Here is a 25772-nt window from a genome sequence, read left to right as displayed (position 1 = left end):
GCAAACACCGTGCAAACGCCCCGCCAAGTCCCTCCGTGCCCCGTCCACCGCCGTGATCAGCGCCGACGGGTCCGCCGCCGAGCATGATTCCCGTCCGCAGGCGACTTCGGCGCGTCGTCCGGATGGTGAAATGCGCCCGGCCGTGGCAGCGTGATTCTCGCCACCCTTGATAGGTGCAGCGCTCAGATGAGCGGATCATGAGCGGATGCACTTCCTCAAGGACTGGCACTGAGTGCCACCCTCTGATCGTTCATCGATCGAAATCAAGCGTGGCGCAAGCTGCTCAGATGAGCGTTTTGCGGGGCTCGTCGAAAGGCTTGCGTTCAAGAAGTGAAAACATAGGCTGCTCAACGCTTGCCCAGCTTTGACTTTCGATCCCGTGGCGGGCGACCGGTTACGGGCGCATGACGCGCAAGTGGACGTACCCAGAAGCCTTCGATCTGGGTATGTTCCTGGCCGTCAGGGCAGCCACCGCGTCCTCGAGGAGTCGAGACCCGTGTCGGAAAACAAAGATCTCCCGGTAGCCGATCAGGCCGCGACCGTTGAGAGCGTGAAGTTCGTCTACGACTTCACCGAGGGCAACAAGGACCTCAAGGACCTCCTCGGTGGCAAGGGCGCGAACCTCGCCGAGATGACCAACCTGGGCCTGCCGGTCCCGCCCGGGTTCACCATCACCACCGAGGCCTGCAAGGTCTACCTCGACAGTGGCGAGGAGCCGGTGGCACTGCGTGACGAGGTCAGCGCGCACCTCGAGGCCCTCGAGGGCAAGATGGGCAAGAAGCTCGGCCAGGCCGACGACCCGCTCCTCGTCTCCGTCCGCTCGGGCGCCAAGTTCTCCATGCCCGGCATGATGGACACCGTCCTGAACATCGGCCTCTCCGACAAGTCGGTCCAGGGCCTGGCCAAGCAGGCCGGCGACGACCGCTTCGCCTGGGACTCCTACCGCCGCCTCATCCAGATGTTCGGCAAGACCGTCCTCGGCGTCGACGGCGAGCTGTTCGAGGACGCGCTGGAGGCGGCGAAGGCGGCCAAGAAGGTCACCGTCGACACCGAGCTGGAGGCGGCAGACCTCAAGAAGCTCGTCACCAAGTTCAAGAAGATCGTCAAGACCGAGGCCGGCCGGGACTTCCCGCAGGACCCGCGCGAGCAGATGGACCTCGCCATCAAGGCCGTCTTCGACTCGTGGAACGGCGACCGCGCCAAGCTGTACCGGCGCCAGGAGCGCATCCCGCACGACCTCGGCACGGCCGTCAACGTCTGCTCCATGGTCTTCGGCAACCTCGGCCCCGACTCCGGCACCGGCGTCGCCTTCACCCGCGACCCCGCCTCCGGCCACCAGGGCGTCTACGGCGACTACCTGCAGAACGCCCAGGGCGAGGACGTCGTCGCCGGCATCCGCAACACGGTCCCGCTCGCGGAGCTGGAGTCGATCGACAAGAAGTCGTACGACCAGCTGATGCAGATCATGGAGACCCTGGAGAACCACTACAAGGATCTCTGCGACATCGAGTTCACCATCGAGCGCGGCCAGCTGTGGATGCTCCAGACCCGCGTCGGCAAGCGCACCGCGGGCGCGGCCTTCCGCATCGCGACGCAGCTCGTGGACCAGGGGCTCATCGACGAGGCGGAGGCGCTCCAGCGCGTCAACGGCGCCCAGCTCGCCCAGCTGATGTTCCCCCGCTTCGACGAGAACGCGAAGATCGCGCAGGTCGGCCGGGGCATCGCCGCCTCACCGGGCGCGGCGGTCGGCAAGGCGGTCTTCGACTCGTACACCGCCGTCAAGTGGTCCCGCTCGGGCGAGAAGGTCATCCTGGTCCGCCGTGAGACCAACCCCGACGACCTCGACGGCATGATCGCGGCGGAGGGCATCCTCACCTCCCGCGGCGGCAAGACCTCCCACGCGGCCGTCGTCGCGCGCGGCATGGGCAAGACCTGTGTCTGCGGCGCGGAGGAGCTCGAGGTCGACACCAAGCGCCGCCGGATGACCGTGCCGGGCGGCCACGTGGTGGAGGAGGGCGACGTCATCTCCATCGACGGCTCCTCCGGCAAGGTCTACCTGGGCGAGGTCCCGGTGGTCCCCTCCCCGGTCGTGGAGTACTTCGAGGGCCGGATGCACGCCGGCGCCCATGACGCCGACGAACTGGTCGAGGCGGTCCACCGGATCATGGCCTTCGCCGACCGCAAGCGCCGCCTGAGGGTCCGCGCCAACGCCGACAACGCCGAGGACGCGCTGCGCGCCCGCCGCTTCGGCGCCCAGGGCATCGGCCTGTGCCGCACGGAGCACATGTTCCTCGGCGACCGCCGTGAGCTGGTCGAGCGGCTGATCCTGGCCGACACGGAGGCCGAGCGCGAGGAGTCCTTGAAGGCGCTGCTCCCGCTGCAGAAGAAGGACTTCGTCGAGCTCTTCTCGGCGATGGACGGCCTCCCGGTGACGATCCGCCTCCTGGACCCGCCGCTGCACGAGTTCCTCCCCGACATCACCGAGCTGTCGGTGCGCGTGGCCCTGGCGGAGTCCCGTCAGGAGCCCCACGAGAACGAGCTGCGCCTGCTCCAGGCCGTCCACCGTCTGCACGAGCAGAACCCGATGCTGGGTCTGCGCGGCGTACGGCTGGGCCTGGTCATCCCCGGCCTGTTCACGATGCAGGTCCGCGCCATCGCCGAGGCGGCGGCCGAGCGCCGCAACGCCAAGGGCGACCCGCGCGCCGAGATCATGATCCCGCTCGTCGGCACGGTCCAGGAGCTGGAGATCGTGCGGGAGGAGGCCGACCAGGTCATCGCCGAGGTGCAGGAGGCCACGGGCACCGAGCTGAAGCTCGCGATCGGCACGATGATCGAGCTGCCGCGCGCCGCGCTCACGGCGGGTCAGATCGCCGAGGCGGCGGAGTTCTTCTCCTTCGGCACGAACGACCTCACCCAGACGGTGTGGGGCTTCTCCCGCGACGACGTGGAGGCCTCGTTCTTCACGGCCTACCTGGAGAAGGGCATCTTCGGCGTCTCCCCGTTCGAGACGATCGACAAGGACGGCGTGGGCTCGCTGGTCAAGCTGGCGGCGGAGGCGGGCCGTGCGACCCGCCCCGACCTCAAGCTCGGCGTCTGCGGCGAGCACGGCGGCGACCCGGAGTCGGTGCACTTCTTCCACGAGGCCGGCCTGGACTACGTCTCCTGCTCCCCGTTCCGCATCCCGGTGGCCCGCCTGGAAGCGGGCCGGGCGGCCACCCAGTCCACGGGCAGCGACCACCGCTGACCCGCCGGGGCCCTGAGGGCCCCGCCAGACCCCGGAGCCGCTGCGGTCCCCGACCCTCAGCACCGATCGCGGCGGCTCCGGCACGCAAGAGGAGGGCGACACCCTGTGCGGGGGTGTCGCCCTCTTGTGTTGTGTGGGCCGGGCTTCGGGGGCTGCTACTCGCAGGCCGAGCCGTCGCCGTCGCGGTCGAGGTGGCGGTCGTAGCCGGGGTCGCCCGGGTGGAGGGGGGTGGCGCCGGCGGCCCGGGCCTCGGTGCAGTTGGCGTAGTACACGTCGGCGCCGCCGGAACCTCCGGAGCCTCCCGAGGTGCCCTGGTCGTCGGACGTCGTGTCGTCGTTCGCCGGTGCCGGCGCGGTGACCGTCTTGGTGACCTGCACCTTCACCGTCGCCGTGGCCGTCACGGTCGTGGCGGGGCGTGGCGCCGCCTCGGCCGTCGCCGTGGCCGTCGTCGTGACGGTCACCGTCGGGCGGGGCTCGGCGGAGAGGGGCTTGGCGTCGGAGGCGGCCTTTCCGTCGTCGCCGGCGCCGATGCCGACGCCGACGAACAGGGCCAGCGCCAGGGCCGGCAGGACGAAGCGCTTGCGGGCCCACTTCGGCGGGACGGGAGCAGCGGTGGCGTACGGGTTGGTCATGGTGTCGTCCCCCCAGGGCTGGTGCTTGAGGGGACGACGGTAAGCCGTGATCCATTGAAGTGGAGCTGATGTGGCCTAGTTGTGATGATTGTGTGAACCGGCAGGGTGTTCGGGCCCCGTTGGCGTCATGAGCGGAACGGGCCCCGTATCTCGTAGGTGATGCCGCCCGACGAACTGCCCGAGGTGCCGCGCTGGCTGGAGAAGTAGAGGCGGGTGCCGTCGGGGGAGAAGGCCGGGCCGGTGATCTCCGAGAGGGACTGGCCTTCGACGCGGAGGAAGGGGGCGACGACGTCGTCCGGGGTGATGACGCAGATCTCCATGTTGCCGCCGTCCTCCGCCACGAACAGGTCGCCGGACGCGGTGCCGGTGACGTTGTCCACGCCCGTGAGCGGGGGTGTGCCGCTCGTCACCAGGGAGTCGTCGTAGGCGAGTTCGATGGTCTGGGCGGCGGCGTCGTACTGCCAGACACGGTTGTCGCCCTTCGTCGTGAACCAGCAGGTGCCGTCGGCGTAGTAGCAGCCCTCGCCGCCGTTGAAGCGCTTGGCGCCGGACACCTGGTTGCGGGTGGCGGTGGCGCCGGTGGGGTCGGGGACCCGCGACCAGCGGACCGGGCCGCTGGTCGCGCTGCCCGCCACCAGCACCTCCAGCGTCCCGGCGGACAGGTCGCCCCAGGTCGTCGGGCGGAAGCGGTAGAAGCAGCCGTCGGGGACGTCCTCCGTCAGGTAGATCACCTGGCGGACCGGGTCGGCGGCCGCCGCCTCGTGCTTGAAGCGGCCCATCGCGTCCCGCCGCACCGCCGCCTTCACGCCCCACGGATCGGTCTCGTAGACATACCCCCGGTCGACCTCCTCGCAGGACAGCCAGGTGTTCCAAGGCGTCTTCCCGCCCGCGCAGTTGGTGCGGGTGCCGGACAGCACGCGGTACGCCGAGGTGACCGTCCCCGTCGAGGAGAAGCGCACCGCGCTCGCGCCGCCCGACGGGTTGATCTCCGAGTTGGACACGTAGATCCAGCCGGTTCCGTCGGCGTAACACGCTCCGCCGTCTGGGGCGTTGTGCCAGGTGTACGAGGTGCCGGGCACCGTCTGCCCGGAACGGGCGATCACCCGGCTGGTGAAACCGGCCGGGAGGCGGATGCCGCTCGCGTCCGGAGCGCCGAGCGCCCCGTACGGCCCGGCGCCGGGCTGCGCGGGCGCGGCGTACGCGGCGCCGCGCCACAGGGTTCCGCCGAGCGCGGCGGAGGTTCCGCCGAGCACGGCCGCACGCAGGAGGGTACGACGTTCCACGTCAGCTCCAGGAGTGTCGACACCGGCCCGCCGCCGGCCGGCGGCGGGGTCGTGCGGTGAGAGAGGCTAGGAGCGCAGGGTAGCCGTGTCGTGGACATGACGTAATGGGGAGGTGTCGGGATGCGGGCGCACGGGCGGGCGTGCCTACGCTGGGGGCATCAGCGGAAGGAGATCTTCATGTCTGTCGCCTGGAGCACGCGCGACATCCCCGATCAGTCCGGCCGCACGGCGGTCGTCACCGGCGCCAACAGCGGGATCGGGTACGTCACGGCGCGGGAGCTGGCCCGACGGGGCGCGCACGTGGTGCTGGCCTGCCGCAGCGAGTCACGCGGGCGGGAGGCCGTCGAGCGGCTGGCCGGTGAAGTGCCGGGCGCCGAGGTCGAGTTGCGGCCGCTGGATCTCGGCGACCTCGCCTCCGTACGGGAGTTCGCGGCCCGTCTTCCCCATGCGCGGCTTGACCTGCTCGTCAACAACGCCGGTGTGATGGCGCTGCCCTACGGCACCACCGCCGACGGCTTCGAGACGCAGTTCGGCGTCAACCACCTCGGCCACTTCGCCCTCACCGGGCTGCTGCTGCCCACGCTGATCGACACGCCCGGCGCGCGCGTGGTGACCGTCTCCAGCATGGCCCACCTGCTCGGCAACATCGACCCGCACGACCTCAACAGCGAGCGACGGTACCGCCGTTGGATCGCCTACGGACGCTCCAAGACCGCCAACCTGCTCTTCACCCACGAACTGGCCCGACGGCTCGACGCGGCCGGCGCCGAGGTGACCGCGGCGGCGGCGCACCCCGGGTACGCGGCGACCAACCTCCAGACCGCCGGGGTCCGCGCCGAGGGGCGCCGGCGCGCCGAACGGCTGGTGGAGGCCGGCAACCGCGTCTTCGCGCAGTCCGCCGAGGAGGGCGCTCTGCCCACCCTGTACGCCGCGACCGCGCCCGGCGTGCGCCCCGACTCCTTCACCGGCCCGTCCCGCGCGATGTGGCGCGGGGCGCCCGGACCGTCGTGGCGGGCCCCCTGGACCCTGGAGGACCGGGCGGGCGAACGGCTGTGGACGGAGTCGGAGCGGCTCACGGGGGTGCGGTTCGAGGGGCTCAAGGCGTAGCCGACATCCCTGTGCGGGCCGGGGGTCAGTTCTGCGCGTACCCCGGGGCGTACTCCTGTGCGTACCGCTCCGCGAAGTCCTCCGGCATGGGCCGGGTGTCCAGGTAGAACCACTCGGCCGTGGGGCCAGGGGCGGCGGCCGGGGCGTCGGCGTGGGCGCGGGGCGGCTCGGGGAAGGTCTCCGAGCTGTGCCGGGCGGGCCTCCCGGGGGCGGAGGTCGGGCGGCGGGGGAGACGGCCCGCTGCTGTGGAGCCGGCCGGGCGCCGGTCCGTCGCCGGCTGCGCGGTGGCCTCCTCCGTGCTCTGCGGCTTCGCCGGGCCCGGCATCAGCAGTTCCACCCGCAGGCCCTTGCCGCGCTGCTGGGCGGTGAACTCCTCCACCTGGCTGCGGCAGGCGTGGTCGAGGTGGGTCACGCCGGTCAGGTCGAGCCTGATCCTGGGCTTGCCCGACTCGGCCGCGGCCTCCAGGGCCTCGATGACCTGGGGCAGGCGCAGGAACGTCGCGTTCCCCGCCATCACCACCTTCGCGGTGTCGTCCTCCACGTGCTGCCGGATCACCGTCTGCGACATCCGCACCGCCGCCAGCACGATGCCCGCCGCGAGGCCGAACAGGACGCCCTCCAGCAGCGCGGTCGCCACGATGACCAGCGTGGTGAGCGTCATCACCGTGAACTCGCCGCGGTCCTGCTTCCACATCTTCGGGAACTCCGCGGGCGCGAACAGCTTCCAGCCGCTGTGGATGAGCACACCCGCGAGGACCGAGACCGGGATCAGCGCCAGCACCTGAGGGAGCAGCAGGGCGAAGGCGAGCAGCCACAGACCGTGCAGGGTGCGGGAGAGCCGCGTCTTGGCGCCCGCCTGGACGTTGGCCGAACTGCGGGCCACCACCGCGGTGATGGGCAGCGCGCCGAGGAGCCCGGCGACCGTGTTGCCGGCGCCCTGCGCGATCAGCTCGGGGTTGTAGCGGGTGCGCGGTCCGTCGTGCATACGGTCCACGGCGGCCGCGGTGAACAGCGACTCGGCGGACGCGATCACGGTGAAGGTCAGGATCGCGGTGATGATGCCGGCGTCCGCGAGACCCGCGAACTGCCCTGCGCCGGGCACGTCGACGGCGGCGAGCAGATTGCCCACCTGGAGGGTCTTCACCTCCACGCCGGGCAGCGCGGCGATCGCGATGCCGACGCCCACGGCGACCAGTGCGGCCGGGATCTTGTTGACCGGGGCGGGCGCCTTCTTCCACAGGAAGCTCAGGACGACCGTGGCGATGCCGAGGCCGGCCGCGATCATCGTCTGCGGGTCGCCGAAGGTGTCCGCGAGCAGGCCGGGGATGCCGGCCATGTTCTCGATCGGCGTGCCGGGGGCCTTCGCGTCGGCCGCCGGGTACGCCTGGCTGAACATCAGCGGCAGGCCGATGCCGGCGAGCATGCCCTGGACGACGGCCAGGGAGATCGCCTGGAAGAACCGGCCGAACCTGATCAGGCCGAGGACGATCTGCAGCAGCCCGGAGAAGAACACGATCACGCCGAGCATGGCCACGCCGTGCTCCAGCACCGTCTCCGAGACCAGCGCGGCGAGACCGGCGGCCGGGCCGCTGACCTGGAGGGTGCTGCCGCGGGCCATGCCCACCACCAGGCCGCCGATGACACCCGAGATGATGCCCAGCTCGGCGGGGACCCCGGAGGCCACGGCCACGCCGATGCAGAGCGGGAGCGCGACCAGGAAGACGACGAGGGACGCGGTGATCTCGGTGGCCAGGTCGCCCTTCGGGGCGGCGGAGGACTTGCCGGCCGCGGACTCCCCGCCGCCGGAGGCTTTCCCGCGCACGAAGGCGAACGCCTTCCCGAGGGAGGGCCGTTCGGCGGCGGGCGGCGCGTTCGACGGGCCCGGGGTGAACAGGTCGCTGCGGTCGAAGGGGTCGCTGCCGTCCGGCGCGGGAAAGCCCCGGTCGAAGTCGGCGGCCCGGTCGAAGTCGGCCGCGCGATCGAAGTCGGCGGCCCGGTCGGAGTCGGCCGCGCGGTCGAAGGAGGCCGCCTCGCCGTAGGCGTCAGACGGGCCGTACCCGGCCGACGCTCCGTAGCCGACCGGCGCTCCGTACCCGGCCGGTGGTCCTGCCGGTCGTGGCGGCGCGTCGGGGAAGCCTCCGTCCGCCCCGAAGTCGCGCCCCGCGTAAGGGGTCTCCGCCTCCGGGGACCCCGCACCGCCGCCCCGGCCCCAGCCCTGCCGTGCATGTGCGCCGCTCATGCCGCGTGCACCCGGAACAGGCCGTCGTCGTCCAGCTCGTGCACCTGGCCGGTGTCCACCTCGTAGTACCAGCCGTGCAGTCGCAGCCGTCCCTCGTCGAGCCGTCGCCGGGCGGCCGGGTAACCACGCAGCACAGCGAGCTGGTTGACGACGTTCTGCCGGACGACGTCGGGCAGCGAGGGGGCGGCCGTCGCACCGTCCAGGACGGACGCCAGCCGGGGGCGGGCCAGTTGCAGCCAGGCGTCCACGCCGGGCAGGGCGGAGAGGTCGTCGCCCGACTTGAGCGCGCCCATCGCACCGCAGTGGGAGTGACCGCACACGACGACGTCCTGAACGCCGAGCACCTCCAGTGCGTACTCGATGGTGGCGGCCTCGCCCGAGGCGCCCGGCCGGCCGTGCGGCGGGACGATATTGCCCGCGTTGCGCAGCTCGAATATCTCTCCGGGGCGCGCTCCGGTGATGAGCGCGGGTATCACCCGTGAGTCCGAGCAGGTGATGAACAATGCCTCGGGATATTGGCCTTCGGCCAGCCTCCGGTATTCGCCGCTTTCGAAGTCGACCCGTCGCTTGAACGAGCGCGCGCGGTCCAGCAATGCCTTCACGGTTCCTCCCGGTGGGGTGTGTCCGGCCAGGTGAGGCCTGGTCGGAGGGACGAGGCCGACCAGGCCCGACTCACCGTAGAGGGGCGATCGCCAGGCGAAGGTTAGAGGAACACTAAATTGCCGACAGGGTCGGGACATATTTTGTCCGATGCTGAGCCGCTGATCACACAGGGCTGGAATCGATCGACGTATTCATGACCGTTCTTGTAGCGTTACGGGTCCACGGAACACGCGAATCGGTTCACGGGAGAGACGGAAACGCATGGGCGTACGAGTCCTGCTCATCGAGGACGACCAGACGATCGCCGAACCGCTCGTCGAGGGTCTCGGGAACTTCGGGCTGACGGTGCACCATGTGCGCACCGGGGGCGAGGGGTTGAGAGGGCCGTACGGCGATGTCGTGCTGCTCGACCTGGGGTTGCCGGACATCGACGGCATCGACGTATGCCGCGGCATCCGGCAGGTCTCGGACGTCCCCGTCATCATCCTCAGCGCGCGGGGCGAGGAGGCCGACCGGGTGCTGGGCCTGGAGCTGGGGGCCGACGACTATCTGGCGAAGCCGTTCAGTATGCGGGAGCTGGTGGCCCGGGTGCGGGCGGTTACTCGGCGGACCCAACGCGGGGCGGCCACGCCCGAGTTCGGGGGAGCGGAACCCCCCGCGGGCGTGCCCAGTGCGGACGGACGGGCCCCGTTCGGCGGCGGGCCCTTCGGCGGCGAACCGTTCACCGGCGAGCCTTTCGGCGGCGAACCGTTCACCGGCGAGCCTTTCGGCGGCACGGACTTCACCGCCCCCGCGTCCCGAACCCAGGCCCCCGGGCCCCGGGCCCACACCCACACCCCCCACCCTGCCCCGGCCCCCGCGTACGCCCCCAGCGTCCACACCGCCCCCACCCCCGCCCCCTACGACCCGGTGCCCGCGCCAGTAGAGGTCGCCGGCGCCGAGGTCGGGCCTCTGGTCGTCGACCGGCGGACGCGGCAGGTGTGGGTGGGGGAGGGCGCCGTGGCGCTCACGCCCAAGGAGTTCGAACTCCTCGCGCTGCTCACCGAGGACCCGGGGGCGGTCTACTCCCGGCAGCAGATCCTCGACCGGGTGTGGGACCCGCACTACGAGGGCCCGACGAAGACCCTCGACGTCCATGTCGCCACCCTGCGCAGGAAGTTGGGCAACCCGGCGTGGATCCAGACGCTGCGCGGGGTGGGCTTCCGGCTGGCGGTGCAGTCCGCCCCGCCCGCTGCGCGTCCACCGGCGCACGAACCGCCCGCCTACGGCGAACCGCACCCCTCGCAGCAGTGGTCGGCGGCCTCTCGATGACCCGGCGGCTGCTGTTCAGCTACCTCACGCTCGCCGTGCTGCTCCTGGCCTGTCTGGAGATCCCGCTGGGGTTCGTGTACTCGCGGGGCGAGCGCGAGCGGGTGACCGGCCAGGCCAAGGACGAGGCGGACTCGGTGTCGGCGTTCGCCTCGCTGTCCATCGCCGAGGGGCGCGCCGCGCAGGACCTTCCCGGGCGGGCCGCGCACTGCGCCGAGCGGATCGGCGGCAAGGTGCTGATCGTCGACGGGTCCGGCGGTCTGCTGGCCAGTTCGCATCCGCTGACCGCCGACGAGGAGCGCAGGCTCGCCTCCTGGCCCGGCATCGCCGCCGCGCTGCGGGGGACGGCCACGGCGGACGTGCGCACCTCCACCATCGGCGGGGTCGAGTACCTGGCGGTGGCCACCCCGGTGGCGCAGGGCGGCGAGCTGCAGGGCGCCGTACGGATCACCGTGCCGACCCGCACGGTGCACGAACGGGTGCACCACGTCTGGCTGTTGCTGGCGCTCGGCGGACTCGCGGCGCTCGTCGCCGTCGCCGTCGTGGGCTTCGCCATCGCCCGCTGGACCGGCCGGCCCATCCGGGAACTGGAGCGGGCCACGAACGAGTTGGCGACCGGCGGCACGGCCGTGCCGGTGGCGATCACCAAGGGGCCGCCGGAGGTGCGCAGTCTCGCCGCGACCTTCAACCGCACCGCCGCCCGGCTGGAACACCTCCTGGCCTCACAGCGCGCCTTCGCGGGCGAGGCCTCGCACCAGCTGAAGACGCCGCTCGCGGCGCTGCGGCTGCGGCTGGAGAACCTCGAGAACGACATCGCCCTCAACGCCCGGGGCAGCCTCGACGCCGCGCTGACCGAGACCGACCGGCTGGCCCGGATGGTGGAGGGGCTGCTCGCGATGGCCCGACTCGACGAGAGCGCCGCCGAACGGGAACGGGTGGACCTCGGCCGGGTGTGCGAGGAACGCCGGCGGGCCTGGGCCGCGTTGTACGAGCGGCACGGAGTGTGGCTGACGCTCGCGGGCGACTACCGGGGCGAGGTGACGGCCGTCCCCGGGGCGGTGGAGCAGATCCTCGACAACCTGCTCTCCAACGCTCTGCGGGTGTCGCCCCCCGGCACCGCGGTCACGATCGACCCGCGCCGCCACACACCCCCCGAGCGCCGCTTCCCGCACCGCGCGAACGGTCCCGCCTGGATAGAGCTGCACGTCATGGACGAGGGTCCCGGCATGACCGAGGAGCAGCGCCGCCGCGCCTTCGACCGCTTCTGGCGCGCCCCCGACGCGCCCAAGGGCGGCACGGGCCTGGGTCTGGCGCTGGTGCAGCGGCTCGCCCACGCGAGTGGTGGGGAGGCGGTGCTGCGGCGCGCCCCGAGCGGTGGACTGGACGCGCTGATCCGCCTGCCGGCGGCGGGGCGGGGCGGGCCCGGAGCGGGGGCGCCCCGACCGGCCAGAGCGTTGCAGGAGGCGGCGGGCCCGGGGCGGCACTGAGGCGGGCTTGAGGCGGCGGACGGCGGCGTGGTGACCGCCATGGGTCCTCGCCCCCGCCGCCCCTACCCTCCCCCACTCTCGGCTTCGCTCGAGCGGGGGGACCCCCATCGTCCCCGGGGGCTGCGCCCCCGGACCCCCGCTTCGGCCCTGGACGGGCCTCGTCCTCAAACGCCGGACGGGCTGGTGCCGGCCGCGCGCACCTCGTACGTCGTCACGCGGACCGTCTCGTCGTCAAGGCACTGGCCCGACAGCAGGTCGAAGCGCTGCTTCAGGAGCGGGGAGGCCACGTAGGGGCGGCCCTGGTGGGTGCCCGTCAGGCCGCGGGAGAGGACCGCCGCGCCGCTGAAGGGGTCGCGGTTGTCGATCGCGAACAGGGCTCCGCCGCGGTCGCGGAACAGGGCGACCTGGCGGCCGTCCGGCAGCAGGGCGGCCACGCCCCGGCCGGGCAGCAGCACGTCGAGGTCGCAGACCGTGAACCAGCTCTCCGGGTCCTCGTCGTGCCCTCCCCACCGCAGCTGGATCTTGAGGTCGGTCGTCTCGGGTGCCAGGGTCATCGCTGGGCGCTCCCTTCCAGGGGACGGTGGCCGATGGTCAGCAGCGGCAGGTCGGGCTTGATCTGCTCGCGCTCGGGGACGAAGCCGACGACCGGGTCGGGGGTGTCCGGCGCGTTCACGAAGGACACGAACCGGGCCAGCTTCTCGGGGTCGTTGATGGTGGTCGCCCACTCGTCGGCGTAGTGCGCCACATGGGCCGTCATCAGGGACTCCAGCTCCTCGCAGATGCCGAGGGAGTCCTCCACGACGACGTCCCGCACATGGTCCAGGCCGCCGGGGATGCGCTCCAGCCAGGTCGAGGTCCGCTCCAGGCGGTCGGCGGTGCGGATGTAGAACATCAGGAACCGGTCGATGAGGCGCACCAGTTCGGCGTCGGACAGGTCCTGGGCCAGCAGATCGGCGTGGCGCGGGGTCGCGCCACCGTTGCCGCCGACGTACAGGTTCCAGCCGTTGGAGGTGGCGATGACGCCGAAGTCCTTCGACTGGGCCTCGGCGCACTCGCGGGCGCAGCCCGAGACGGCCGACTTCAGCTTGTGCGGGGAGCGCAGGCCCCGGTAGCGCAGCTCCAGGTCGATCGCCATGCGGACGGAGTCCTGGACGCCGTAGCGGCACCAGGTCTGGCCCACGCAGGACTTCACGGTGCGCAGCGACTTGCCGTAGGCGTGCCCGGACTCGAAGCCGGCGTCGACCAGCCGGGTCCAGATCAGCGGCAGCTGCTCGACGCGCGCGCCGAACATGTCGATGCGCTGACCGCCGGTGATCTTCGTGTAGAGGCCGAAGTCGCGGGCGATCTCGCCGATCACGATCAGGCCCTCGGGGGTGATCTCGCCGCCGGGGATGCGCGGCACGACCGAGTAGGAGCCGTTCTTCTGCAGGTTGGCGAGGAAGTGGTCGTTGGTCTCCTGCAGCGCGGCCTGCTCGCCGTCGAGGACGTAGCCGCTCGCGCCGATCGTCGGGGCGAGGGAGGCGATGATCGACGCGACGGCGGGCTTGCACACGTCGCAGCCGTCGCCGCCGCGGGCGCCGTCGCGGCCGTAGCGGTCCAGCAGGTCCTGGTAGGTGTTGATGCGCAGGGCGAGGACGATCTCGTACAGCTCCTCGCGGGTCTGCCCGAAGCAGCCGCACAGGCCCTTGTCGACCTCGACGCCGCTCGCCTCCAGCTCGGCGGTGACGAGCTGTCCGAGCACCTTGACGCAACTGCCGCAGCCGGTGCCGGCCTTGGTGCACTTCTTGACCTCGGGCACGGTGGTGCAGCTGTGTTCGGTGACCGCGCCGCGGATCGCGCCCTTGGTGACGTTGTGGCAGGAGCAGACGACCGCCTCGTCGGGCAGCGCGGACGGGCCGAGCTGGGCGCCGCCTCCCGCGTCCGCCGGCAGGACCAGCGACTCGGGGGCCACCGGCGGCACGGAGCCCGTCAGCGCCCGCAGGGTGCCGTAGGCGTCCGCGTCGCCGACGAGGATGCCGCCGAGCAGGGTGCCGTCGCGGCCGATGACCAGCTTCTTGTACAGGCCGGAGCGGGAGTCGGAGTAGACGACGTCGAGGCAGTCCTCGGCGGTGCCGTGCGCGTCGCCGAAGGAGGCCACGTCCACGCCGAGCAGCTTCAGCTTGGTGGACAGGTCGGCGCCGACGAAGGACGCCTCGTCCGAGGCGATGGTCGCCGCCGCCGTCTCGGCCTGCTCGTATCCGGGGGCCACCAGGCCGTACACCCGGCCGTCGGAGGCCAGCGCGCACTCGCCGATCGCGAAGACGTGCGGGTCGTTCACCGTGCGGCACTGCTCGTCGACGGTGATGCCGCCGCGCTCGCCGACCGTCAGACCGCAGTCGCGGGCGAGCTGGTCGCGGGGGCGGACACCGGCGCTGAACACCACCATGTCGGTGGCGAGTTCGGAGCCGTCGGACAGCTTCATGCCGGTGACGGCGCCGGATTCGTCGACGACGATCTCCTGGGTGCCCACGCCGGTGTGGACGCTCAGGCCCATGTTCTCGATGGTGCGCAGGAGTGCCGCGCCGCCGCCGTCGTCGACCTGCACCGGCATCAGGCGCGGCGCGAACTCCACGATGTGGGAGGTGAGTCCGAGTCCCTTGAGGGCTCCGGCGGCCTCCAGGCCGAGCAGGCCGCCGCCGACGACCGCGCCGACCGTCGCCTTCCGCTTCGCGTACTCCTCGATCGCGAGGAGGTCGTCGATGGTGCGGTAGACGAAGCAGCCCTCGGCGTCCTTGTTCGGCACCGGCGGCACGAACGGGTAGGAGCCGGTGGCCAGGACGAGCACGTCGTAGTCGAAGACCTGCCCGGACCGGGCGGTGACCTTGCGGTCCTCGCGGTCGACGGTCACCGCCGGGTCGCCGACGTGCAGCTCGATGCCGTGCGCGGCGATGAACTCCATGTCGGTCATGGAGAGTTCCTCGGGGGTCTTCCCCGAGAAGTACGAGGTGAGGGCCACGCGGTCGTACGCCGGGCGGGGCTCCTCGCAGAGCACGACCACGCGGTGCGTGGCGGTCAGGCCGCGTTCGGCGAGCGCTTCGAGGAAGCGCTGGCCGACCATGCCGTGGCCGACGAGCACGATCGTGGGGTTCGCCCCCGGGGTGGCCGTCATCAGAAGCCTCCATCGTTGGTGAGCAGGTGGAGCAGGGGGCCGTCGTCCGGGAGCGGCTCTGCTCCCTCCCAGGCGCGGGCGAGCGCGCCGACGGTGCCGAGTTCGCCGACGAGCACGCCGCCGACCAGGCGGTCGTCGCGGACGACGACCTTGCGGTAGGTGCCGCGGGTGGCGTCGGCGAGCTGCACGACGTCGTCGCCGGGGCGCGGTTGCGTCTCGCCGAACGCGGCGAGGTCGAAGGGGCCGTGCCCGGAGAGGGTGAGCCGGGTCAGGGAACGGGTGCCGGTGTAGCGGGAGTCGGCGTCCCCGGCCAGCAACGCGGCGAGCGCGTCGGCCTGTTCGTATGCGGGGGCCGTCAGCCCGTACACGGTCCCGTCGTGTTGCGCGCAGTCCCCGATCGCGTGGATGTGCGGGTCCGAGGTGCGCAGTTCGTCGTCGACGAGGATGCCCTTGCCGACGTCGATGCCCGCGTCCCTGGCCAGGCCGGCGCGCGGGGAGACCCCGCAGGCCAGCACCACCAGGTCGGCGTCGAGGGCGTATCCGTCGGCCATCTCGACCGAGCGGACGGCGCCGCCGACGCAGCGGACGTCCCGCACCCGGCACTCGGTGTGGATCTCCACGCCGAGGCCGGCGAGGTGGGCGTGCACCAGGGCGGAGGCCGCCGGGTCGAGCTGGCGCTCCATGAGCCGCTCGGCCTGCTGGGCGAGGACGACCTGCGCCCCGCGCAGCGCGAGGGCGCGGGCGGCGGAGACGCCGAGCAGCCCGCCGCCGATGACGACGGCCCGCACGCCCGGGCGGACCGCCTCGGACAGTCCCAGGCAGTCGTCCATGGTCCGGAAGGCGTGGACGCCCGCGGGCAGGACGTGGTCGGGGGTGAACAGGCCGCGCAGCGGGGGCAGTACGGGGTTGGAGCCGGTGGCCAGGACCAGCGTGCCGTACGCGATCCGGGAGCCGTCCGCGCAGATCACGGCCCGCTGGTCGCGGTCGATGCCGGTCACCCGGGCGCGGACGGTCCGGGCGGGCGCGGGGGTTGCGATCACCTCGGGGGCGTACCGCCCGGCCAGCACCTCGGCGAGCAGGACCCGGTTGTACGGGGCGTGCTCCTCGTCGCCGACGAGCAGTGCGGGCGTGCCCAGCTCGCCGAGCCGGCGGGCGAGTCGTACGCCCGCGAGGCCGGCGCCGATCACCACCACACGCGAATTCGAGGTCATGACGTCGAGCGTGCGCCGCCGAGGTTTCCCGACCGCATCACGGTTGTTTCCCGCGGGGAACGCTGCCCTCAGCGGGGCGGTGCGGTGGGTGTGAGGGTTCCCGGGACCGGCGGACGGCCTCTGTGAGACCGGCTCAGGTCACCGGCGGGTGCCGGTGAGGTGGGCGAAGACGACCACGTTGCCCCGGTAGCCGGTCGAGCGGGAGTAGCCGCCGCCGCAGGTGATCACCCTGAGCTCGGGGCGGGGGGCGGCGCCGTACACCTTGCGGTCGGGGAAGGCGCTCGCCTCGTACACCTCGACCGCGTCGACCGTGAACACCGCGACGGCGCCGTCGCGCCGGTCCACCTCGATGGCGGCGCCCTTCTTCAGGCCGCCCAGGTCGTAGAAGACGGCGGGGCCGTCGGCGTTGTCCACGTGGCCGGCGACGATCGCGGTGCCCGTCTCGCCGGGGGTGACGCCGGCCTCGTACCAGCCGGCGAGGTTCTCGCGTGCGGGGTCCGGCACGTCGAGGCTGCCGGACTCGGTCAGGCCCAGCCCCGTCAGGGGGGCGTCCACGTGGATGGAGGGTATGCGGACGCGGTCGGGCGGGGAGGCCGGCAGCGCGGGCGCGGCGCGGACGTCGGCGCCGCCGGGGCGGGCCTCGGCCGCGGACGGCTGGGGCGGGGCGGGGCGGTCGGCCGCGCCGATCAGCAGCCACACGCCCGAGCAGAGCGCGACCCCGGTGACGACGGCTATCGCGGTGTTCGCGACCCCGCGGGGCCTGGGCCTTCTGCGCATCCGGCGATCCCCTCTCGGTGGTGGGCCCCATGCCCCCCTCCGGGCCGCGAGGGGCGTCGGGCCCGGAGGGGGAGGGACATGCGGTACCGGCGGACGGACAGCGGAGGGTGTCCGTCAGATCCCGTCGCCTCTCGCCCGGCGATGCAGGAGCCAGGTACCGCCCGCGGCGGCGACGGCGAGAGCCGCCACGCCGGCCGCGGTCTGCACGGGGTCGGGGCCCAGGGCGCCGCCGACCCCCGTCTTCACACTTCCGCGCGGATACACCTGCTCCCGCGCCGGACTCAGCGTCACCACCAGGTCCCCGGTGACCTTGTGTCCGTCGGAGGCGCACTCCGCGACGATCTCGTACGTCCCCGGATGCGCGCTCGGCGGCACCCGGAACCGGCCGATGGCGGCGCCGCCGTCCGTGCCGGGCGCCAGCGTGAACCGGCCGGCGCCGACCGCGCCCGCGTCGCCCGCCGCCGCGCCGCGGCCGCCGCAGGCCGCCGTGGTCACGGTGACGTCGCCGCCGGGCACGGCGGTGGCGGGGGCCACCACCAGCCGGCCGCCGCCCGCGCCGTACGCCGGCACGGCGACCGCGCCCGCGGCGGCGAGGGCGAGCGTTCCACCGGTCAGCAGACGGGCGGCCGTTCGTCGCATCGGTGCTCCTCGAAAACTCGTCCAGGACCACGGCCCGCGGCACCCCCATGTGCCGCTGCGTCGGTCGCGCCCTGCCCTACCGAGCAAAGGGCCGGCGGCGCGAGCGCGCTTCCTGAGAACGCGTCAGAAAGAGGGTGAACGGGTGTCAGGCGGACGCCACGAGGCCCCTCTGCCCCGGTGTTTCACCAGGTCACCGCCGTCCGGCGGCCGCCGTCGGGAAAACCCCCGGAGAAGCGTGTGAACGGGTGACCGCACGGCCCCTCGGCCCCGGCTCAGCCCTCTTCGCCCCTCGCGCCCCGCCCGCGCCAGTCCCCGCTCTCGATGCGGCCGCCGCGTGTCCGCAGTCGCGCAGCGACGGGGGGCGCGGCCAGGTACAGCCAGGCCCGGACCCGGCGTCCGTCGCCGCTGAGGACCACCTCGCGGGCCACCCGCTCGTACAGGTTGCGCGGATCGCCCGGCCGGTACTCCTCCAGCCGGTCCAGCTCGGCGAGCAGGGATCCGTAGGCCTCCGGCAGGGCGGTGACGAGGTCGCCGGTCACGACGCCGCCGGGTTCCTCCACGGCGTACGGGTAGCCCGGCCCGTCGTACAGCACGGCGTCGCCGAGGCGGGCCGGCTCCTCGCGGCGGGTGCGGCCGCGCAGGAAGAGCGCGTGGTTGGGCTCGCCGGGGCGGAGGGTGCCGTAGACGAAGAACGGGAGCTCCGGCGCGGGCCCTGTGCTCACGGCGGTCGTGGTGGTCACGGAACCGATTCTCTCCTCTCACCGCACCCGCACGCGGCGCTATGGACATGACATGTCATGACCTCTTAAATCTCAGGACGACCTCAGCGCCACCCCCACGCGCCGCACGGCGCAGCACGCCTTCCCGAACGCGCCCTTGTCGCGCGCGTTCCCGAGGACACCGAGGAGACAGATGAGTCGGATACGGCAGCACGCCCGAGGCTCCCGACTGGCCACGGCCGGCATCGCCGCCACCACGGCCACCCTCATGGCCGCCGTACTCACCCCGGCCGCCGACGCGGCCGACTGGCCCACCCGGGCCGTCGCACTGGACAACGCGGCCACCGCGCTCGCCGATCACGCGGCGAGCCTGGGGCTGACCGAGGCCCAGGGCACCGCCGTCCGCGACGTGATCGTCGACAAGGACGGCGTCCAGCACATCCGCTACGACCGCACCTACCGCCAACTCCCGGTGTTGGGTGGTGACTTCGTGGTCCACCTGGCCCCCGACGGCGCCTACCGAGGAGCGGACCGCGCCACCCGCGCCGAGATCGCGCTGCCGGGCATCATCCCCACGCTGACCGCCCCGAAGGCCGCCGACACCGCCGCGAACGCCCTGCGGGCCCGCCACCTCGGCCAGCCGCTGAAGAAGGTGACCGCCAAGCCGAGACTGGTCGTCGACGCGCTGCACGGCGCACCGAAGCTCGCCTGGCAGACGAACGTCGCCGCCCTGGACGCCCGGGGCAACCCGGTCGCCCGCGCCGTCCTCACCGACGCCCGCACCGGCGCCCAGATCGACGCCTGGGACACCCTGGAGACCGCTACCGGCGACGGCAAGTCCCTCTACGGCGGCACGGTCCCGCTGGAGACCACCGCCTCGGGCTCGGCGTACCAGCTCAAGGACCCCACCCGCGGCAACACCTACACCGGCGACGCGGCCAACAAGACCGACCTGTGCATCTTCGGCATCTGCATCAGCCGCGCCCCCGCCACCCTCTTCAACGACACCGACAACCACTGGGGCACCGGCGCGAGCGCCGACCGCGCAACGGCCGCCGTGGACGCCCAGTACGGCACCGACGTGACCTGGGACTACTACAAGAACGTCCACGGCCGCAACGGCATCGCCGGCGACGGCAAGGGCTCCTACAACCGCGTCCACTACGGCACCCGGTACAACAACGCCTTCTGGGACGACAGCTGCTTCTGCATGACCTACGGCGACGGTGACGGCACCCAGCTCGGCCCGCTGGTCTCCCTGGACGTGGCCGGCCACGAGATGTCCCACGGCGTGACCTCCAAGACGGCCAACCTGACCTACTCGGGCGAGTCCGGCGGCCTCAACGAGGCGACCTCCGACATCTTCGGCGCCCTCGTGGAGTTCCACGCGGGCAACTCCTCCGACGTCGGCGACTACCTGATCGGCGAGAAGATCGTCCGCTCCGGCTTCGGCCGGGACGCCCTGCGCTACATGGACAAGCCCAGCAAGGACGGCAGCTCCGCCGACTACTGGAGCAGCTCGGTCGGCGGCCTCGACGTCCACTACTCCTCCGGCGTCGCCAACCACTTCGCCTACCTCCTCGCGGAGGGCAGCGGCGCCAAGACCGTCAACGGCGTCAGCTACAACTCCCCGACGTCCAACGGCTCCACGGTGACGGGCATCGGCCGGGACAAGCTCGGCAAGATCTGGTACCGCGCCCTGACCGTCTACATGACCTCCTCCACCAACTACGCGGGGGCGCGCACGGCGACCCTGAACGCCGCCCGTGACCTCTACGGCGCCGGCAGCACGGAGTACAAGGCGGTGGCCGCCGCCTGGAGCGCGGTGAACGTGAACTGACCGCGCCTGACCGGCACTGCCGGGCGGAAACCGCTTCCCCGGATCCAGTCGACCCGTTAGGCTCCCCCGGCGCGCGCGAGAGGTGCGCGCCGGGGGAGTCAGGGGACACAGGATGACCAGGGGGTACCGGCGGTAATGGCGGACGTTTCGGGAAGACCGGAGGGCCCCGGGGGCCCGTCGAACGCGTGGGGCCAGGCCATCGCGGCGTTCGTGGTGGTGGGGGCGCTCGGCGGCGGGCTGTGGGTGATGCAGCAGTCGTCCTCGGAGAGCAGCGCGAGCACGCTCACCTGCTCGACGTCGACGCCGTCCGCGTCGGCCACCGCCTCCGCGCCCGCCGCCGGCAAGAAGAAGGCCGACCACCTCACCGGGAACCAGCTCTGCCGGGTGCTGAACCGCCCGGACCTGCCGGCGCTGCTCGGCACGCCGGGGGAGAAGCCCACCTCGCTCGGCAGCGCCGACGACGGCATATCGCTCGGCGACGGGCCGAACCCCGAGGCGAAGGTCGGGCTGAGCACGTACACCGTGCAACTGTCGGCGTCCTACGACGACTACCCGGTGTCCGGGATGGCCGGCCTGCTCGGCGGCGGCGCCCGGGAGCAGACCGTCCTCGGGCGTCCGGCGGTCCTCTACTCGAACCGGACCATGGCGTTCAGGATCCGCGGCGACAAGAGCGAGAGCGCCCCCAGCCATGTGGCCCGCTGTCTGGTGGTCGCCCGGGATCCCAAGGACGGCGGGGGCTCCTACGAGGTGGCCATCTGGCGCGAGGACTCCGGCACGCCCGACGACGCGGCGCTCCTGCGCGTCGCGCAGACGGTGCTCCCCACGATCCCCGGCTGGCAGCCCGCCCTCTGACGGCTCGCCCGCGACGCTTGCCGCGCGGAAACGGCCGGAAGGCCGGCCCCCTGACGGGGTGCCGGCCTTCCGCGCGTGGGAAGCCGTGGCGGCGGGGCGTGCGGTTCAGGCGGCCAGTTCGGCGTCCTGAGGCGTGTCCTGCGTCCGCGGCGCCGGCTTCTTGTCGCGCATCACCAGCGTCGCCAGGACCGCGGCCGCCAGCACGCCCACCGCGCTGACGGTGAAGGTCGTGGTCATCGAGGAGGTGAACGCCTCGCGGGCGGCCTGCGCCAGGCTGGCGTCGTCGCCCGCCGTCGCGAGGGCGCCGACGATGGAGTGGCGGGCCTGCTCGGGGGCGTCGGCCGGCATCTCGGCCCGGTAGCCGTGGGTGAGCAGCGAGCCCAGGATGGCGATGCCGAGGGCGGTGCCGGCCTGCTGGACGGTGTCGTTGAGGGCCGAGCCGACGCCCGCCTTGTCCTCGGGGATGGTGCCCATCAGGGCGGCGACGGCCGCCGGCATCGCCAGTCCGGCGCCGAGGCCGAGCAGGGCGAGGCCCACCGCGGGGACCGTGAAGCCGCCGTCCGCCTCGACGGTCGTCAGCAGGGCGAACGAGGCCGCCATCACCAGCATGCCGGCGAGGATCACGAAGCGGTCGCCGATCTTCGCGGCGAGCTTGACTCCGCCGCCGTTGCCGATGAGCGCGGTGACGGCGAGGGGCAGGAAGGCGAGGCCGGCCTTGAGGGCGGAGTAGCCGAGGACGAACTGCAGGTACTGGGTGAGGACGAGCAGCAGGCCGCCGTTGCCGATCTGCACCAGGGTCAGCGAGAGGGAACCGCCGCTGAAGTTGCGCTGCTTGAACAGGACCAGCGGGACCATGGGGGAGGGGGTGACGTTCTCCCAGATCACGAAGCCCGCGAGCAGGACGACCGCGGCCGCGAAGGTGACGCCGCCCCAGCCGGTGAACGCGCCGTGCTGCGGGATCTCGATGATCCACCAGACCAGCGCGGTCATGCCCGCCGCCGACAGCATCGCGCCCAGCGGGTCCGCCTTCTGGTACGGGCCCTTCGACTCCGGCATGAGGGTGACGCCGGCGATGACGGCCAGGGCGACGACGGGGACGTTGATCAGGAAGATCGACTGCCAGGAGAAGTGGTCGATCAGCAGTCCGCCGAGCACCGGGCTGCCGACCAGGCCGAGCATCGACACCGAGCCCCAGGCCGCCATGGCCTTGCCGCGCTCCTCCTCCTCGAAGACGGTGATGAGGATGGACAGCGTGGACGGCATGATCAGCGCTCCGCCGACGCCCATCGCGACACGGGAGGCGATCACCTCACCGGGGGTGGTGCAGAAGGTCGCCGCCAGCGAGGCGGCTCCGAAGAGCAGCAGCCCGACCAGCATCACCTTCCGGCGGCCGAACCGGTCGCCCAGGCTGCCGGAGGTCAGCAGCAGACCCACGAAGACCAGGATGTAGGAGTCCAGGATCCACTGGGTGTCCTGGGCGCTCGCTCCGAGCTCCCCGGTCATCGACGGCACCGCCACGGTCAGCGCCATGCTGTCGATGACCAGCACCAGCGTGCTGAGGCAGAGCACGACGAGGATCCACCAGCGGCGTGGATTGCGGGTTTCCATGGGGCTTCCCTTCGCTCCCTGACCGGCGCTGCGAACGCCGTTCCTTCGGTGCGAACACTGTACGCACGGAGGAACAGTGTGCGCAAGACTTGATTTCTGTACGCTGGCTGCGAACGTTGTACGCAGGAGCTGTCCGCGGGAGTGTGCGCCGCGGGGCGCGCTGTCCCCTCCGTGTCAGGACCCCACAGGCCGGCGTAACCGTGAACGAGCACAAGGAGCCGATGTCGTGGCCGCCAAGGCGAACCCGAACCCCATCCCGTCCGTCTGGGCCCGCCGGCGCCGGGAGCCCGAACAGCCCGCGCTCAGCCGGGACGCGATCGTGCGGGAGGCGATCGCGATGCTGGACTCCGACGGTGTGGAGGCCCTGAGCATGCGCAAGCTCGGCGCCCGCCTGAACGCCGGCGCGACCTCCCTCTACCGGCACGTCGCCACCAAGGACGAGCTGATGGAGCTGGCCGTGGACGCGGTCGCCGCCGAGATCCACGTACCGCCCGCCGGGTCCGACTGGCGCGCCGCGGTCACCGGGGCGGCGTCCTCGTTCCGGGCGACCGCCCTGCGCCATCCCTGGCTCTCCTCGGTCCTCGGCCAGGCGGGCCTGGCCTACCTGGGCCCCAACCTCATGGCGTACTCGGAGCGCCTCGCCGCCCTCTTCGCCGACGCGGGCTTCCCCGAGCCGAACGGCGCGATCGACACCGTCCTGTCGTACGTCATCGGGATGAGCACCACCGAGGGCGCCTGGCTGATCACGGTCGCCCGCTCCGGGCAGACCGAGGCCGAGTTCATCGCCCGCCTCATGCCCGCCGCCCAGGAGGCCGCCGCGGGACACGACCACCTCGCCGCCTCCTACGCCGACGCCGGGCCCGCCACCGCCGACCCGGCCGCCCTGCGCGACGCCAAGTTCGCCTACGGCCTGGAGGTCGTCCTCGACGGGCTCGCGCTGCGGCTGGCCCGCTGACGGGTGCTCACGAGGTCACGGCCTCCAGCCGCACCGCGCACACCTTGAACTCCGGCATCCGCGAGGTCGGGTCCAGCGCGGGGTTGGTGAGCGTGTTGGCGCGGCCCTCGCCCGGCCAGTGGAAGGGCATGAAGACGGTGTCGGGCCGGATGCCGGCGGTGATCCTGGCCGGCGCCACCGCCCGGCCCCGCCGGGAGACCACGGCGACCGGGTCGCCCTCGGCCGCCCCGAGCCGCGCCGCCAGCCGGGGGTGCAGCTCGACGAACGGGCCGGGCGCGGCGGCGTTCAGCTCGTCCACGCGGCGGGTCTGGGCGCCGGACTGGTACTGCGCCAGGACCCGCCCGGTGGTCAGCAGCACCGGGTACTCGGCGTCGGGCTCCTCCGCGGCCGCCCGGTGCGACACCGGCACGAACCGGGCCCGCCCGTCGGGGGTGGCGAACCGGTCGAGGAACAGGCGGGGCGTGCCGGGGTGCACCGGCGGTGCGTCGGAAGCGTCCGCGTCCGCCGGGCACGGCCAGAACACTCCGTCCTCCTCCGCCAGCCGTCGGTAGGTGATCCCGGAGTAGTCCGCCGGGCCGCCCGCGCTCGCCCGGCGCAGTTCCTCGAAGACCTCCTCGGGGTCGGTCGGGAAGCCCTTCTCCACCCCGAGCCGCGCCGCCAGTCCGTGCAGGACCTCGAGGTCGCTGCGCACGCCCTCCGGCGGGCTGACCGCCTGCCGCCGCAGCAGCACCCTGCCCTCCAGGCTGGTCGTGGTGCCGCTCTCCTCCGCCCACTGGGTGACGGGCAGCACCACGTCGGCGAGGGCGGCCGTCTCCGACAGCACCACGTCGCAGACGGCGAGGAAGTCGAGCGACTTCAGCCGCTCCTCGACGTGCGCCGCGCGCGGCGCGGACACCACCGGGTTCGACCCCATCAGCAGCAGCGACCGCACGTCCCGCCCCAGGGCGTCCAGGAGTTCGTACGCGCTGCGCCCCGGCCCGGGCAGCGAGGCGGGGTCCACGCCCCACACGTCGGCCACGTGCCGCCGCGCCGCCGGGTCGTCCAGCTTGCGGTAGCCGGGCAACTGGTCGGCCTTCTGGCCATGTTCGCGCCCGCCCTGCCCGTTGCCCTGCCCGGTCAGACAGCCGTACCCGGACAGCGGGCGCCCGGCCCGGCCGGTGGCCAGGCACAGGTTGATCCACGCGCCGACCGTGTCGGTGCCCTTGGCCTGCTGCTCGGGGCCGCGGGCGGTGAGCACCATCGCCGCCTCCGGCTCGCAGAACAGCCGTACGGCCTCCCGGAGTTGTGGAACGGACACCCCCGTGATCCGTTCCACGTACTCCGGCCAGTGGGCCATCGCGGCGGCCCGCGCGTCCTCCCAGCCGGACGTCCGCTCGCGGACGAAACCCTCGTCGACCCGCCCTTCGGCGACGACGAGGTGCAACAGCCCGAGCGCGAGCGCCAGATCGGTCCCCGGCCGGGGCGCCAGATGCAGGTCGGCCTGTTCGGCGGTCCGGGTGCGGCGCGGGTCGACGACGATCAACGTGCCGCCGTTCTCGCGCAGTTCACGGAAGAACCGCAGCGCCGGCGGCATGGTCTCGGCGAGGTTGGACCCGACGAGGATCACGCACCCGGTCCGCGGGATGTCCTCCAGCGGGAACGGCAGCCCGCGGTCCAGGCCGAAGGCCTTGATCCCGCCGGCCGCCGCGGACGACATGCAGAAGCGCCCGTTGTAGTCGATCTGCGAGGTGCCGAGCACGACCCGCGCGAACTTGCCGAGGGCGTAGGCCTTCTCGTTGGTCAGCCCGCCCCCGCCGAACACCCCGAGCGCGTCCGGACCGTGCTCCGTGCGGATCCTGCCCAGCTCGCCGGCGATCAGGTCGAGCGCCTCGTCCCAGCCGGCGGGCGCCAGCTCGCCGTTCCGGCGCACCAGGGGGGTGGTCAGCCGCAGCCGGGACGACAGGAGCGCCGGCGCCGTACGGCCCTTGCCGCACAGCGCGCCCCGGTTCACCGGGAAGCCGGGCCGCTCTGTCACCTCGACGCCCCCCGTGGGCAGGGGCGACAGGGCCATCCCGCACTGCAGGGCGCAGTACGGGCAGTGGGTGGGCGTCGAGGCGGTCTCCATACGCCCCAGCGTGCGT

Annotated in this window: 19 protein-coding genes; 7 read left to right on the top strand and 12 right to left on the bottom strand. The window is 72.8% G+C overall.

The window, feature by feature from the left end; translation table 11 throughout:
- Positions 1 to 496 precede the first annotated feature (496 nt).
- Positions 497 to 3244: a pyruvate, phosphate dikinase gene (gene ppdK, locus ACFYXA_RS16180; protein ID WP_352245043.1), complete on the top strand. Its 2748-nt coding sequence runs from the start codon at positions 497 to 499 to the stop codon at positions 3242 to 3244.
- 155 nt (positions 3245 to 3399) lie between these two features.
- On the opposite strand, the gene ACFYXA_RS16175 is transcribed toward ppdK, so the two are convergent.
- Both ACFYXA_RS16175 and ACFYXA_RS16170 read right to left on the bottom strand, forming a co-directional pair.
- Complete coding sequence (locus tag ACFYXA_RS16175; protein WP_389033020.1) at positions 3400 to 3876, bottom strand: excalibur calcium-binding domain-containing protein; 477 nt, start codon at positions 3874 to 3876, stop codon at positions 3400 to 3402.
- A 125-nt stretch (positions 3877 to 4001) separates the two neighbouring features.
- Positions 4002 to 5159, bottom strand: coding sequence for an alkaline phosphatase PhoX (locus tag ACFYXA_RS16170; protein ID WP_389033017.1), 1158 nt, complete (start codon positions 5157 to 5159; stop codon positions 4002 to 4004).
- Between the two features lie 177 nt (positions 5160 to 5336).
- Here ACFYXA_RS16170 and ACFYXA_RS16165 point away from each other — a divergent pair, with 177 nt between their 5' ends.
- A complete protein-coding gene (locus ACFYXA_RS16165) occupies positions 5337 to 6266 on the top strand; it encodes an oxidoreductase (protein ID WP_389033014.1) in 930 nt (309 codons plus the stop codon).
- A gap of 25 nt (positions 6267 to 6291) precedes the next feature.
- Here the strand turns inward: ACFYXA_RS16165 and ACFYXA_RS16160 are convergent, their stop codons facing one another.
- Positions 6292 to 8505: a SulP family inorganic anion transporter gene (locus ACFYXA_RS16160; RefSeq protein WP_389033011.1), complete on the bottom strand. Its 2214-nt coding sequence runs from the start codon at positions 8503 to 8505 to the stop codon at positions 6292 to 6294.
- Positions 8502 to 9107, bottom strand: a complete 606-nt coding sequence (locus ACFYXA_RS16155) for a carbonic anhydrase (RefSeq protein WP_352245038.1) — start codon at positions 9105 to 9107, stop codon at positions 8502 to 8504. Before ACFYXA_RS16155 ends, ACFYXA_RS16160 begins: the two co-directional genes overlap by 4 nt.
- A gap of 262 nt (positions 9108 to 9369) precedes the next feature.
- Between ACFYXA_RS16155 and ACFYXA_RS16150 the strand changes: the two genes are divergently transcribed.
- Positions 9370 to 10419 (top strand): response regulator transcription factor, encoded by a 1050-nt coding sequence (locus ACFYXA_RS16150; RefSeq protein WP_389033008.1) that lies wholly within the window; start codon positions 9370 to 9372, stop codon positions 10417 to 10419.
- Positions 10416 to 11903 carry a sensor histidine kinase gene (locus ACFYXA_RS16145; protein WP_389033428.1) on the top strand — a complete coding sequence of 496 codons (1488 nt, stop codon included), beginning with the start codon at positions 10416 to 10418 and terminating at the stop codon, positions 11901 to 11903. The genes ACFYXA_RS16150 and ACFYXA_RS16145 overlap by 4 nt, the downstream gene beginning before the upstream one ends.
- Before the next feature lie 164 nt (positions 11904 to 12067).
- Here the strand turns inward: ACFYXA_RS16145 and nirD are convergent, their stop codons facing one another.
- From nirD to ACFYXA_RS16115, 6 genes are all read right to left on the bottom strand, one after another.
- The gene (nirD, locus tag ACFYXA_RS16140) at positions 12068 to 12457 is read right to left on the bottom strand and encodes a nitrite reductase small subunit NirD (RefSeq protein WP_389033005.1); all 390 of its coding nucleotides are present in this window, start codon (positions 12455 to 12457) and stop codon (positions 12068 to 12070) included.
- Positions 12454 to 15051: a nitrite reductase large subunit NirB gene (gene nirB / locus ACFYXA_RS16135; protein WP_389033002.1), complete on the bottom strand. Its 2598-nt coding sequence runs from the start codon at positions 15049 to 15051 to the stop codon at positions 12454 to 12456. The genes nirD and nirB overlap by 4 nt, the downstream gene beginning before the upstream one ends.
- The gene (locus ACFYXA_RS16130) at positions 15051 to 16262 is read right to left on the bottom strand and encodes an NAD(P)/FAD-dependent oxidoreductase (protein WP_389032999.1); all 1212 of its coding nucleotides are present in this window, start codon (positions 16260 to 16262) and stop codon (positions 15051 to 15053) included. The genes nirB and ACFYXA_RS16130 overlap by 1 nt, the downstream gene beginning before the upstream one ends.
- A gap of 138 nt (positions 16263 to 16400) precedes the next feature.
- Positions 16401 to 17039, bottom strand: a complete 639-nt coding sequence (locus tag ACFYXA_RS16125) for a class F sortase (RefSeq protein WP_352245034.1) — start codon at positions 17037 to 17039, stop codon at positions 16401 to 16403.
- 114 nt (positions 17040 to 17153) lie between these two features.
- Positions 17154 to 17678 (bottom strand): hypothetical protein, encoded by a 525-nt coding sequence (locus ACFYXA_RS16120; protein ID WP_351335260.1) that lies wholly within the window; start codon positions 17676 to 17678, stop codon positions 17154 to 17156.
- Positions 17679 to 17950: 272 nt separating this feature from the next.
- On the bottom strand, positions 17951 to 18418 hold the full coding sequence (locus ACFYXA_RS16115; protein WP_389032994.1) for a gamma-glutamylcyclotransferase family protein: 468 nt from the start codon (positions 18416 to 18418) through the stop codon (positions 17951 to 17953).
- Positions 18419 to 18590: 172 nt separating this feature from the next.
- Between ACFYXA_RS16115 and ACFYXA_RS16110 the strand changes: the two genes are divergently transcribed.
- Positions 18591 to 20237 (top strand): M4 family metallopeptidase, encoded by a 1647-nt coding sequence (locus tag ACFYXA_RS16110; protein ID WP_389032991.1) that lies wholly within the window; start codon positions 18591 to 18593, stop codon positions 20235 to 20237.
- Between the two features lie 135 nt (positions 20238 to 20372).
- Positions 20373 to 21089, top strand: coding sequence for a DUF6215 domain-containing protein (locus ACFYXA_RS16105; protein WP_389032988.1), 717 nt, complete (start codon positions 20373 to 20375; stop codon positions 21087 to 21089).
- Positions 21090 to 21194: 105 nt separating this feature from the next.
- On the opposite strand, the gene ACFYXA_RS16100 is transcribed toward ACFYXA_RS16105, so the two are convergent.
- Positions 21195 to 22697, bottom strand: coding sequence for an MFS transporter (locus tag ACFYXA_RS16100; RefSeq protein WP_389032985.1), 1503 nt, complete (start codon positions 22695 to 22697; stop codon positions 21195 to 21197).
- A 226-nt stretch (positions 22698 to 22923) separates the two neighbouring features.
- Between ACFYXA_RS16100 and ACFYXA_RS16095 the strand changes: the two genes are divergently transcribed.
- The gene (locus tag ACFYXA_RS16095) at positions 22924 to 23652 is read left to right on the top strand and encodes a TetR/AcrR family transcriptional regulator C-terminal domain-containing protein (RefSeq protein WP_352245029.1); all 729 of its coding nucleotides are present in this window, start codon (positions 22924 to 22926) and stop codon (positions 23650 to 23652) included.
- Positions 23653 to 23659: 7 nt separating this feature from the next.
- Here ACFYXA_RS16095 and ACFYXA_RS16090 read toward each other — a convergent pair whose 3' ends face one another.
- Positions 23660 to 25756 (bottom strand): molybdopterin oxidoreductase family protein, encoded by a 2097-nt coding sequence (locus ACFYXA_RS16090; protein WP_389032981.1) that lies wholly within the window; start codon positions 25754 to 25756, stop codon positions 23660 to 23662.
- Positions 25757 to 25772: the final 16 nt, after the last annotated feature.

The organism is Streptomyces sp. NPDC002566, assembly GCF_042889585.1.
Classification (GTDB): Bacteria; Actinomycetota; Actinomycetes; order Streptomycetales; family Streptomycetaceae; genus Streptomyces.
Note: the sequence above shows the minus strand (reverse complement) of the source record. Positions and strands in the feature narration are given on the sequence as shown.

Excerpts from the sequence above, each read along its gene's own strand:
- ACFYXA_RS16175 (WP_389033020.1), bottom strand. The coding sequence starts at position 3,876 with ATGACCAACCCGTACGCCACCGCTGCTCCCGTCCCGCCGAAGTGGGCC.
- ACFYXA_RS16165 (WP_389033014.1), top strand. The coding sequence starts at position 5,337 with ATGTCTGTCGCCTGGAGCACGCGCGACATCCCCGATCAGTCCGGCCGC.
- ACFYXA_RS16160 (WP_389033011.1), bottom strand. The coding sequence starts at position 8,505 with ATGAGCGGCGCACATGCACGGCAGGGCTGGGGCCGGGGCGGCGGTGCG.
- ACFYXA_RS16150 (WP_389033008.1), top strand. The coding sequence starts at position 9,370 with ATGGGCGTACGAGTCCTGCTCATCGAGGACGACCAGACGATCGCCGAA.
- ACFYXA_RS16145 (WP_389033428.1), top strand. The coding sequence starts at position 10,416 with ATGACCCGGCGGCTGCTGTTCAGCTACCTCACGCTCGCCGTGCTGCTC.
- nirD (WP_389033005.1), bottom strand. The coding sequence starts at position 12,457 with ATGACCCTGGCACCCGAGACGACCGACCTCAAGATCCAGCTGCGGTGG.
- nirB (WP_389033002.1), bottom strand. The coding sequence starts at position 15,051 with ATGACGGCCACCCCGGGGGCGAACCCCACGATCGTGCTCGTCGGCCAC.
- ACFYXA_RS16130 (WP_389032999.1), bottom strand. The coding sequence starts at position 16,262 with ATGACCTCGAATTCGCGTGTGGTGGTGATCGGCGCCGGCCTCGCGGGC.
- ACFYXA_RS16125 (WP_352245034.1), bottom strand. The coding sequence starts at position 17,039 with ATGCGCAGAAGGCCCAGGCCCCGCGGGGTCGCGAACACCGCGATAGCC.
- ACFYXA_RS16120 (WP_351335260.1), bottom strand. The coding sequence starts at position 17,678 with ATGCGACGAACGGCCGCCCGTCTGCTGACCGGTGGAACGCTCGCCCTC.
- ACFYXA_RS16110 (WP_389032991.1), top strand. The coding sequence starts at position 18,591 with ATGAGTCGGATACGGCAGCACGCCCGAGGCTCCCGACTGGCCACGGCC.
- ACFYXA_RS16105 (WP_389032988.1), top strand. The coding sequence starts at position 20,373 with ATGGCGGACGTTTCGGGAAGACCGGAGGGCCCCGGGGGCCCGTCGAAC.
- ACFYXA_RS16100 (WP_389032985.1), bottom strand. The coding sequence starts at position 22,697 with ATGGAAACCCGCAATCCACGCCGCTGGTGGATCCTCGTCGTGCTCTGC.
- ACFYXA_RS16090 (WP_389032981.1), bottom strand. The coding sequence starts at position 25,756 with ATGGAGACCGCCTCGACGCCCACCCACTGCCCGTACTGCGCCCTGCAG.